Genomic DNA, 11165 nt, shown 5'->3' on the forward strand with positions numbered 1-11165 from the left:
TAATTAGATTGATTGAATTGTTTGCAAAACAATGCAACAACCACATTTTCGTTTGCTTGTTGTTGACAAACTGTAACTGTTTACATCTCATTTTTTGATGATAAATCACGCACATGTTACATCTCGCGCGACTACATCTCGCGCGACATGGCTGTTTAGCGAAAGGGATCACAAGCACAGTGCAGAAACACATTTATCCTAAGCATGATTCAACGGATATTTACCTCAACGGGATAGGTTGTTTATGAATGAACCCATTATTATTGACTGTGATCCGGGACATGACGATGCCATTGCACTGGTAATGGCTTGTGCATTACCGCAACTCGATATCAAAGCCGTGACGACCAGTGCGGGCAACCAAACCCCTGATAAAACGCTTTACAACGCACGGCGCATTCTCACCTTACTGCAACAATCGCATATTCCCATTGCGGGTGGGGCACATAAACCGCTCACCCGTGATTTGATTATTGCCGATAATGTTCACGGCGAGTCGGGCTTGGATGGTCCTGAGCTGCCAGAGCCTATGATGGATCCTGATCCTAATAATGCTGTTAATCTGATGGCCAGTGTCTTAAAAAAAAGCGATCAGCCGGTCACCTTGGTTGCAACAGGTCCATTGACGAATGTGGCGTTACTTATCGCTGCCTACCCTGATCTGACCAACCGAATTAAGCAGATTGTATTGATGGGGGGAGGCGTGACTTTTGGCAATTGGACACCCGCCGCTGAATTTAATATTTATGTTGACCCTGAGGCGGCAGACTGTGTTTTCCGTGCAGGGATCCCCATAACCATGTTTGGGTTAGATGTGACCCATCAAGCCCTAGTCAAAGATGAAGACGTGGCGTCTATCCGAGCCATTAATAATCCTGTCGCGCAAACTGTCGCGGGGTGGCTTGATTTCTTTATGCACTACCATCGCGATCCTAAATGGCGACTTGATGGCTCACCGTTACATGATCCATGCACGATTGCGTGGTTAGTCAAGCCTGAGCTTTTTGACTGTGAATCCGTTTGGGTGGGTATAGAAACTCAGGGAGCACTGACAACAGGTATGACAGTGGTCGATCGTTATCAAGTTACAGGTAATCCAGCCAATGCCGAGGTTGCAATGGCAATCAACCGAGAAGGGTTTATCGATTTACTGTGTAAGTGTATACGCCACTACAATTGACTGCTCTCCTACCTAAACGAAGAGGTTTTCGGCAAGTCTGATAAATAACGCGCGGATCATATCCGCGCGTTTAACTCGGTATCTTACTATTCATCACTTGTCGTGCAGCGAATGCTATTTATTGCCAACAAACGCCTAGTAACGGGCGGTCACGCTGACACCACTAAATGCTGCGTAGCCGTTCAACATCACATGATAGCGACCTTTCTGGGTGTTCTGCACGGTACACACTTCGCTATTACCGTAATTGTACGGTCGACAATCCCAGTTATTAAAGGTTGGCTTTGAGCCATAGCGCAGGTACAAATCAGCATCGCCTGAGCCGCCGCTAATATTCACCGTGAGGCGTTGCCCAGCGTCTACATCAACATAGAAGAAGCGCTGGGCGCCTTGCCCACCCGAAATATCTGTTAGCGCCTGACCATTTTTAAGCTCACCCTTAGGATCAGGCTCTGTACCGCAATTTGGCTCACAACTACTATCGGCTTGACTATACAACAGTTTGTTGACGGAGCCACGAGGGTCGTTAATTTTATCGACACTCGCGCGGTTGCTAATTAAATTCGCTAATTGTACAGGCGAAAGACTGCTGTTTTCTTGTAGGTACAAGGCAGCAACCCCAGCAACATGAGGGGTCGCCATCGAGGTGCCGCTGATGGTGCGATAACTCCCATCATACCAAGCGGACTTTATGTCCGATCCTGGGGCGAACACATCCAAGCAGCTTCCCCAGTTTGAGAAGCTAGAGCGGGTATCGCGAATCGTGCTAGATCCTACAGTGACACCGCTTGGCTCTCGTGCAGGCGAACTATTACAGGCATCAGCATTGGAGTTACCCGCTGCTAGCATAAAACTCACGCCAGATTGTACCGCACTGGCAACGGCACGATCGAGCGCTGTTGATACGCCTCCACCTAGGCTCATGTTTGCCACTGACGGGCCATTCGCATTGGCTGCTACCCAATCGACACCACCAATCACACCGGACGTCGACCCCGAACCGCTACAGCTGAGCACCCTCACCCCGACAATATCGACATTTTTAGCGACTCCGTATTGACTACCGCCAATGGTGCCAGCCACATGCGTACCGTGGCCGTTACAGTCAGTCGCATCTTGATCGTTATCAACAAAGTCATATCCGGAGCGTGCACGACCACCAAACTCAACATGTGACGTTGTCACACCAGTATCAATAACATAAGCAGTGACACCTGTGCCATCAAAGTTAGTGCTGTAGTTGTTGTCTAGAGGAAGATTGCGCTGATCAATACGATCTAACCCCCAAACAGGGTTATTTTGGTTCGCGTCAGGGGTAATCACCGGGTCCAATGAAATGGTCTTATCTTGTTCAATAAAATCAACTTGCGAATCCATGCGTAATGCACGTAATTGTGCCGGTGTGAGCTTAGCTACAAACCCACTTAACGAGCGATCAAACACTTTTTCTACCTTAACCGCATGTTGGTTAACCATGCTAGACACGGCTTGTTGAGTAAAGGTTTTCAACGCTTGCGGATCATCACTCAGAGTCATTGGCTGCTTGAGTACCACGATGTACTGATCCTCAATCCCCCGGTTTTCCGCCGCAACCATCAATGGCGCTAGCGTTTGCTGCTGAGAGACGCCTTGTTTACCTTCATGTTGTTCAGATAGTGCTGTGGGTGATGCCGCCATCAGCGCCGACGCGACGCAACAGCTAAGAGCATGCTTTAACATATTGTATTCCTTACAATGGTTAAATGTATTAGCAATTATTGCCTACAAAAATCAACAATAACGCTTTAAAGCTATACAACTAAGGCTGTTTTTTCCGTAGTGAAAATCACTTTATTAAGGAGATTCATTAGTATTATTGACCTTTTTGTCAGCCAAACATTTTTTAACCAATTGTTTACAATGCGTTAATTGACTCAGCTCACTCACATCTAACACTTTTTAACTAGGCATTGTTAGTCCTTTATTTTAGACACCCACCACACTCTATATGAAAACTAAATTGGGACTCACAGCCTATTAGTGATCTCTGTGAACAGAAAAAAGCCAGCGGTTTCGCTGGCTCATTACATATTTCTTAATGCTTTTTTGTTAGGCAGATTCTTCGTGAATCAACACGCCGCCATCAAGCGCGCCCACTAACACATTAGGTACTTCAGTATCTGAAGACGTGACAGCGATACGCGTACCCGGCCCAATGGCAGAGATAGGCGCTGCAATCATTAAAGGGCCAAGTTCTCCTTGATAAGCGAGCTTCCATGAGGACGCAGCCGCAGCGTGATCGTTGGCATAAAGTCGACACTTGTTTCTGTCCGGCTCAATTAAACAATCCAGGCCATATTCAATATCGTCATAAAAAAACGACCACTGATAATAGCCCGCATTAACGCTGCATGGGGTTTTGATAAAACTCAACGCCTCTGCGTTATCTTGGGTTAAGGTAATAAAGCGCTGCGCATCGGGCACCATCGCCAAATACCCCAGTGATTTGCCATTAGCATCGGTGACGGCGAGCTTTACCTCTTGCTCGACCATTGCTCGTTCATGATTGCTAATATCTGGCAGCATAGAATCGGGTTGTATTGAAAAAGCCATTAGGTTGCTCCCTTGGTTGCCCGCATCGATTTTAACACTTATGTAACAACCAAAGGTATAGATCAATTCCCCTAAAAAGTTTAGTGATTTAACCGAATAATGTATAAATCGGAAGACAATCCAAAACAGATACTCCTAATTATCTGAGCAACCACCAGCGCATTAAGCGTTTATACCAGCGGTTGTATGGCGGTTTGACTAAAAAGCTGGTGTCCCATTTATCGCGGGTGAGGACGGTTTTACTCTGGCTAAAGGTGTAAAAGCCTTCAATACCGTGGTAATGTCCCATGCCGTAATCGCCAATACCGCCAAAAGGCGCATCTTCGGCAGCAACATGAAACAAGGTTCCATTAATCCCCATCCCTAGCCGGGTTACTTGAGTTTGGTTAACGATCTGGCTGTAGTCTTGGTTGGCCTCAAAATCAGGATACATGGCACGAAACGCTTGTTGGTAGGCGTGGATAAACGCTTCTTGCCGATGTTCAGGGCAAAGCACATAGTCGGGGGCAACACATATCTGCCCAGCGTTTAAGCACTTTCCGTAAATAAGCCGCGAGACGGCGACGTCCATATCAATCTGATCATCAATGATCACGGGAGATTTACCCCCCAACTCAAGGGTCACCGGCGTCAAATTATCAGCTGCAGCCAGCATGACCTGGCGTCCAACTTGGGTCGAGCCGGTAAAAAATAGATGATCGAACTCTAATTCGGTAAAGCGACGCGACACTTCCACTTCCCCTTCAATCACGGCCACTTCCTTAGGGCTAAACACATCCGCGATGAGCTCGCGTAATACCCGATTGGTGTTCGGTGTGAACTCCGAAAGCTTGAGCATTACCCGATTGCCGGCCGCTAAGGCGCAAATCAATGGACTGACTGCCAGCATGATTGGAAAATTCCACGGTACGACAATCCCAACTACCCCTTTTGGCTGTTGGTGTACCGCCAATTTAGTTCCGAGTAAGGTAATCCCAGGACGCCGTTTTTGCGGCTTCATCCATCGTTTTAATCGGCGACGGGTATAATCAATTTGGTGTATCAGTGGCAAAATATCAGCGATTTCGGTATCACCAAAAGCACGGTGGCCGTAATCGTCGCTAAGGGCTCGTTGTAGTACAGGCGATTTTTGCTTGATAGCCTGACGTAAGCGCAGCAGCGAGTCACGGCGATGGCTGTACTCTAAAAAAGGTCGCTGAGATACCTGTTCTTTTTGCGCGTCGAATGTCTCTCGCATCTCTTTAACCGTTTCCAACCACTGTGAGCCTGACTCTGTCATCCTTGCCTCCTCTACCGATACAAGATCGCGATAAACCACTTCTTCATTGATGACATAGCCACCTTGTTTACGCAACAGCGATTGACCGATATAGCGTTACTGTTCACAGGCCCCTCTCCGCGCAAACCTGATCGTTATCATGATAAAGCTCACAACATCATCATTATTTCCATATATTTTGTGAGGGATAACAAATGCGAAACAAAAAGTAACTACATATTCACAAAGCAAGTTTATTATACGCCTCGCCTAACAAATAAGACAATAAGGTCCGCTCACTTAAACAGACTGAGTGGGAGTCATCACTGTCCCGACAACATACGAATGAGCAAATTAAAACGATGAAACGATCCCAAGACATTACCGATGCAGTTGGTCAAACCTTCTCAATCCGTGTCAATGGCGAGACTGTTCCTGCCATCGCTGGAGAAAGCGTGCTAAGCACCTTGCTTGCGAGCAATATCCGTGCGCTATCTAAAAATGATTATGGCCGATTAGCCAGTGCCTATTGCGGCATGGGCGTATGCCATTGCTGTACGCTGGAAATCAACGGCCGCCATAAACAACGCGCATGTCAAGTCGCCGTGCAACCGGATATGGATGTCCGCACTGAAGCCAACATTGTGGTTGAGAGCAAGGATCTTGAAAGCAGTACCGTCGAGCAAGGAGAAACCCATGTCTAAACCTGTTGTTATTGTTGGTGCTGGACCTGCCGGTCTGTCTGCAGCGGTCACACTGGCCAAGCACAAGGTCGCTAGTATTATTGTTGATGAAGCGCCCAAACCCGGTGGCGTCGTCTACCGTGGTCCATGGCGAGATACTGACGCGCTGCCTCATTTGGATGATAAATGGAAGGCCACGTCACAATCCCTGCGCGAACAATATCGCCAGCATCAGGATTTGATTGACCTACGTAGTTTGACGCGGGTACTGGGGCCAATGGCGGATCAACACCTCCTCACTGCTCATGAAGACACGCTATCAACGATTGACTACGAGCAGTTGATCCTCGCCACCGGTTGCCAAGAGCGCAGCATTCCCTTTCCCGGCTGGGATATGCCTGGGGTGATGCTTCTCGGGGGTATCCAGCTTCAAATAAAAAGTGGCTTAGTCCGTCCCGGTCACCGCTGCGTGATCACCGGCACAGGTCCTTTGCTTGTACTGGTTGCTTGTCAACTTCACAAAGCTGGTTGTGATATCGCGGGTATCTATGAAGCGATGCCATTCAAAGACTTGGCACGTGAAACGCTCGCCCTCCTCAACCGTCCACAGCTCGCGCTAGATGGTCTGTCCATGATGATGTATCTCAAACGCAACCATATCCCGATGCATTACGGTTGGGGCGTAGTCAAAGCCTCAGGTGATCCTCAAGTCGAGCAAGTTACGGTAGCCCCCTACAGTAAAGACTGGCACCCAGATGTTAGCCGTGCCGAAACCATAAATGCTGATGTACTTGGTGTGGGTTACGGCTTTGCGGCACGCTCTCAGCTCGCACAACTGATGGGACTAGATATGCAGTACGATCACATGAGCGGGGCGATCCCCGTGGTGGACGAGTGGCAACGAGCCAGTCTCGACAATGTTTACTGCGCCGGTGATACCGTGAAATTTGCCGGCGCAGAAGCCGCCATGTTGGAAGGAAAGATTGCAGCGTGCTCCGCACTGAAGGCACGCAATATTTCAATGCCTAATCTTGACAATGAATTTAAGGCTCTACGTCATCAGCTCGAAAAGAGCTACCGTTTCCGTAAAGGCTTTGATACGGCAGGCTACCGTCGCCCAGGCCTGCTCAGTTTGCCGGAAAAAGACACAGTGATCTGTCGCTGCGAGCAAGTGAAAAAGGCGGACATTGATAACGCCATCAATCAAGGCGTCAAGGATGTGATTACGTTGAAAATGCGTACCCGCGTTACCATGGGTGACTGCCAAGGAAAAACCTGTGCGCACTATTGCTACGACCGACTCAATGAGAGCACGACGTCGCCTCAGCCTTTGATTCGCCCTCGATTCCCACTCGACCCTATTCCTTTTGCTGCGTTGGAGGATGACGCATGAAACAGTACGACATCGTAATTTGTGGCGGCGGTGTGATCGGCGCATCGGTGGCTTATCATTTAAGCCGCGAGCGCGACTTATCCATCGCCGTTGTGGACTATAAATACCCCGGAAATGCCTCACGTGCGTCAGCCGGTGGCCTATGGGCGATGGGCGAGTCAACCGGCCTTGGCTGCGGCGTTATCCTGTTTAAAACCCTTTCTAAGCAGATGCAAGAAAGCGGCGAAGGGGGATCACCAGAGATCAAACCGCACATTATGCCCAAGCCGTTCTTCGATATGGCGATGCTGTCTAACCAGCTCTATCCGGCATTGTATGATGACCTGATGACGCATCACGGTGTGGACTTTAAGTTTGAGCGTACCGGTTTGAAGTTTGTCATGTTTGATAAATACGACAAACTCTATGCCGAACATATTGCGGCCGCCATTCCTGATCGCCAAGAGCATGTACGCTGGGTGTCTCAAGACGATCTTCACGCACAAGAGCCTAACGTGTCGCGCGCTGCAATTGGTGCGATGGAGTTTGAGGGGGATCACCAAATCAACCCCTATCGCCTCAACGAGGCCTATTTGGAAGCAGCACGGCAGAACGGTGTCGAGCTATATCTTAATACCAAAGTCACGGGCGTGGTGAGACAAGGTAACCGGGTTGTCGCGGTTGAGACAGAAAACGGTAAGCTAGGTTGTGGCACCATGATCAACGCCGGTGGCGCATGGGCGGAAAAACTCAGCTTGTGGGCAACGGGGATGCCAATGCCTGTCTTCCCAGTCAAAGGCCAAGTGATCGTTTCCGAGAAGCTACCTAAGCTTTTAAATGGCTGTTTGACCACCAGTGATTGTTACATCGCCCAAAAAGATAACGGCGAAGTCCTGATTGGCTCAACCACCGAAGAGCGCGGTTTTGATACCACCACAGACATGAAATACATCAAACAGCTGGCACAAGGCGCCATGAAGTCTATCCCTGAGCTGAAAAAGATGAACATCAAGCGCTGCTGGGCAGGCTTACGTCCAGGTTCACCAGATGAACTCCCGATCCTAGGTACAGTACCGGGTATTGATGGTTACCTGAATGCATGTGGGCATTTTCGTACCGGAATGTTGACCTCTGCCATCACAGGGAAAGTCATCAATGAAGTCGTGCGTGGTATGCCAACCACCATCGATCTTGAGCCGTTCTCCTACACGCGCTTTTTAGACGACCAAGGAAAGATGATTGGTCACTATCATTTGGACGTAGCATTGCCTTAACCTTTCATCTATCCGCAGGTAAAATCTGCATTATGCTAGCGTCTCTTATGTTAAAAGCCTGTGATTGGATGACGTATTTGATACATCAATTAGCGCGATAGGCCACAGATCATCGTTTGATTGATGCGCAAATATTGTCGCTTTAACGATCTCGGGCTTATACTGACCAAACGTAAGCTCACATCAGCGTTGTTCGCTGTTATCGAAAGGAAATGTGGTAGGCATGAATCACGAGCCATCAAAGAACGAAATACTAACGGAAAGTGGGACGAATGAGCTCGAAATCATCGAGTTCCACTTGATAAAACAACTTCCTGACGGTAGCACCAAAACTTGCTACTACGGTATCAATGTGGCCAAGGTTCGTGAAGTCATTCAAGTCCCTGAAACAACGGATTATCCCAATGCACAATCACACATGATTGGTGTGTTCTCATCGCGCGACAAGCTAACCCCATTGATTGATCTCGCTGGCTGGTTGGGGGTGCCTACACGACCAGAAAAAGATAACAAATTTGTCATCGTTACCGATTTCAACAATATGACCAATGGCTTTTTGATCGATAGTATCAGCCGCATTCATCGGATTTCATGGGAAGCCGTTGAGTCTCCTAGCCAGTTTTTAGAAGCTGGCGAGCAAGATTGTGTGGTTGCTGTGGTACGTAAAGACAAAAATCTGATCATGATCTTAGACTTCGAAAAAATCATCGCTGACATCAATCCTGAATTGAGCATGGAAAAATACGATGTCACTCAGGATAGAAGCGTCAATATATCCGAGTCTAGCGCTAAAAAACGCGAAGCTAAAACCGCGTTGGTCGTCGATGATTCCGCCTTTATTCGTAGTTTGATCGAAAACACCCTCCGCTCAGCCGGCTTTAATATTATTTCCGCCAAAGACGGTGGTGAAGCGTTCGAAAAACTGATCGAGTTTGAGCGTATATCAAAAGAAGAAGGCGTCGCCATCACTGAATTTGTCGATGCCATTGTCTCAGATGTTGAAATGCCCCGGATGGACGGTATGCACTTGGTCAAGCGCCTACGTGAAACAGACGCCTACAAAACCATGCCAATTATTATGTTCTCATCCATTATGAGTGAAGATAACCGCGCGAAAGCCTTGCAGCTCGGTGCAAACGACACCATTACAAAACCTGAGATTGGGCGTATGGTTAGCTTGGTTGACAAGTATGTGTTTGGTGCGCCGCTGGATGACTAACACATATACGCACGAAAGCATTGCCTTCTTCGATAGAAAACAGTCTACTTTGATAAAAAAGGCTGCCGAACATAGGCAGCCTTTTGATTTTGCTCTTTCGGCTATAACAAAAACAGCGGTTTAATGATGAGGCGCGCGAGACTGAACCTGGGCTGCCCCTTTATATGCCTGACTTGAAAAATAGGCTTTCGCCGCCTGATTGACTTTTGGTGCCAATAACAGCCCAGAGACCATTGTAGGAACCGCCATCAGGCCATAAGCGCCGATCAAGAATAAGAAGACGACATCCAATGATACAACCGCCCCTAACACCACCAATGAGAGATATAAGTACTTGTAGTACTGTCCTGCCGTTTCGCCAAACAGATAAACAAAACACTTATACCCGTAATACCAGAACGTAAATACAGTGGTAAAAGACAGCACCAAAACTTGTGCGGCTAATAGCCATGCACCAGGCGCACCAAATGCGGCTTTAAAAGCAGCCATCGTCAAACTGACACCTTGCATGCCGTCAGCCTGGTCCAATACCCCCGTAACTAAGATAACTAAAGCGGTACAACTGCATACAATTAACGTATCGATAATTGGCCCGAGACTTGCGACTAAGCCTTCGCGCACCGGTTCATTGGTTTTAGCCGCGCTATGAGCCATCACTTCAGTGCCAATCCCTGCTTCATTCGAGAAAGCGCCTCGACTGACACCAACAATAATCACACTGATCAAGCCACCAAACATAGCATCAGGCGAAAAGGCGCTAGCAAAAATGGATTGAAAAACCGCCGGCACACGCTCTGCGTTAAGCAGCAAAGCTACAATCGCCATCACCATATAACTTCCAGCCATCAGGGGAACCAGTGCGCCAGCAACGTCCGCAACCCGCTTCAAGCCGCCCCAAATCACCAACCCGACAAAAATAGCCAAGACAATACCCAGCCCCCACGAAAAGGCCGTACTTTCTAGCCACTCAATCCCTGGAAACAGTTGTGTTTGGACTACCGCGCCGAGCTGATTAATCTGAAAAGAGGGAACAAAGCCCATTAATCCCGCGATAGCAAATAACACCGCGAGCCATTTAAACTTGTTACCCAAGCCATTACGCACCGTGTACATGGGTCCGCCATGTACACGACCTTCGCTGTCTTTGTGGCGATACATCACGCCAAGTGTGCAGGTATAGAATTTCGTCGACACACCCAGTAACGCAGTTAACCACATCCAAAATACCGCGCCAGGACCACCCGCACTGAGCGCCAAAGCGACGCCAGCAATGTTGCCCAGCCCAAGCGTCCCCGACAAGGCAGCTGCCAAGGCCTTTCGATGCGATAAGTCACCATGCCCCGAGCCATCATCAACCTGCCCTGTAAGGAGTGTTAAACTGTGCCCCATATAGCGAAATGGCGTAAACTTGCCGTATAGAGTAAAAAAGATCCCTCCCCCGACAAGTAAGATGAGCATGGGCTTTCCCCAAATAAAGCCGACGAAGGCATTAATCCATTCTTCAAGCATCTGCGAATTCCTTCCTTTGATTGTGCAGCCATCGCTCAGCGCCTACCACAAGCCAGCGAGTCACGCCCAGCTACAAAT

At 48.4% G+C, this 11165-nt stretch carries 9 protein-coding genes; 5 read left to right on the forward strand and 4 right to left on the reverse strand.

The window, feature by feature from the left end; genetic code table 11:
- Nucleotides 1–244 precede the first annotated feature (244 nt).
- Nucleotides 245–1180 carry a pyrimidine-specific ribonucleoside hydrolase RihA gene (rihA, locus tag BZG79_RS06495; RefSeq protein ID WP_077774003.1) on the forward strand — a complete coding sequence of 312 codons (936 nt, stop codon included), beginning with the start codon at nucleotides 245–247 and terminating at the stop codon, nucleotides 1178–1180.
- A 135-nt stretch (nucleotides 1181–1315) separates the two neighbouring features.
- Here rihA and BZG79_RS06500 read toward each other — a convergent pair whose 3' ends face one another.
- The 3 genes from BZG79_RS06500 to BZG79_RS06510 form a co-directional block, all read right to left on the reverse strand.
- Nucleotides 1316–2899 (reverse strand): S8 family peptidase, encoded by a 1584-nt coding sequence (locus BZG79_RS06500; RefSeq protein WP_077460896.1) that lies wholly within the window; start codon nucleotides 2897–2899, stop codon nucleotides 1316–1318.
- Nucleotides 2900–3268: 369 nt separating this feature from the next.
- Nucleotides 3269–3772 carry a hypothetical protein gene (locus BZG79_RS06505; protein ID WP_077774004.1) on the reverse strand — a complete coding sequence of 168 codons (504 nt, stop codon included), beginning with the start codon at nucleotides 3770–3772 and terminating at the stop codon, nucleotides 3269–3271.
- Between the two features lie 139 nt (nucleotides 3773–3911).
- Nucleotides 3912–5051 (reverse strand): aldehyde dehydrogenase family protein, encoded by a 1140-nt coding sequence (locus BZG79_RS06510; protein WP_077774005.1) that lies wholly within the window; start codon nucleotides 5049–5051, stop codon nucleotides 3912–3914.
- Nucleotides 5052–5392: 341 nt separating this feature from the next.
- Here BZG79_RS06510 and BZG79_RS06515 point away from each other — a divergent pair, with 341 nt between their 5' ends.
- From BZG79_RS06515 to BZG79_RS06530, 4 genes are all read left to right on the forward strand, one after another.
- Nucleotides 5393–5734: a (2Fe-2S)-binding protein gene (locus BZG79_RS06515; RefSeq protein ID WP_077460894.1), complete on the forward strand. Its 342-nt coding sequence runs from the start codon at nucleotides 5393–5395 to the stop codon at nucleotides 5732–5734.
- On the forward strand, nucleotides 5727–7106 hold the full coding sequence (locus tag BZG79_RS06520; RefSeq protein ID WP_077774006.1) for an FAD/NAD(P)-binding oxidoreductase: 1380 nt from the start codon (nucleotides 5727–5729) through the stop codon (nucleotides 7104–7106). The genes BZG79_RS06515 and BZG79_RS06520 overlap by 8 nt, the downstream gene beginning before the upstream one ends.
- On the forward strand, nucleotides 7103–8359 hold the full coding sequence (locus BZG79_RS06525; RefSeq protein ID WP_077660890.1) for an FAD-dependent oxidoreductase: 1257 nt from the start codon (nucleotides 7103–7105) through the stop codon (nucleotides 8357–8359). The genes BZG79_RS06520 and BZG79_RS06525 overlap by 4 nt, the downstream gene beginning before the upstream one ends.
- Nucleotides 8360–8582: 223 nt before the next feature.
- Nucleotides 8583–9578, forward strand: coding sequence for a chemotaxis protein (locus BZG79_RS06530; RefSeq protein WP_021022971.1), 996 nt, complete (start codon nucleotides 8583–8585; stop codon nucleotides 9576–9578).
- Nucleotides 9579–9698: 120 nt separating this feature from the next.
- On the opposite strand, the gene BZG79_RS06535 is transcribed toward BZG79_RS06530, so the two are convergent.
- Nucleotides 9699–11087, reverse strand: coding sequence for an amino acid carrier protein (locus BZG79_RS06535; RefSeq protein WP_199877586.1), 1389 nt, complete (start codon nucleotides 11085–11087; stop codon nucleotides 9699–9701).
- Between the last annotated feature and the right edge of the window lie 78 nt (nucleotides 11088–11165).

Origin of the sequence: Salinivibrio sp. MA427, assembly GCF_001996115.1 — a bacterium.
GTDB lineage: Bacteria > Pseudomonadota > Gammaproteobacteria > Enterobacterales > Vibrionaceae > Salinivibrio > Salinivibrio costicola.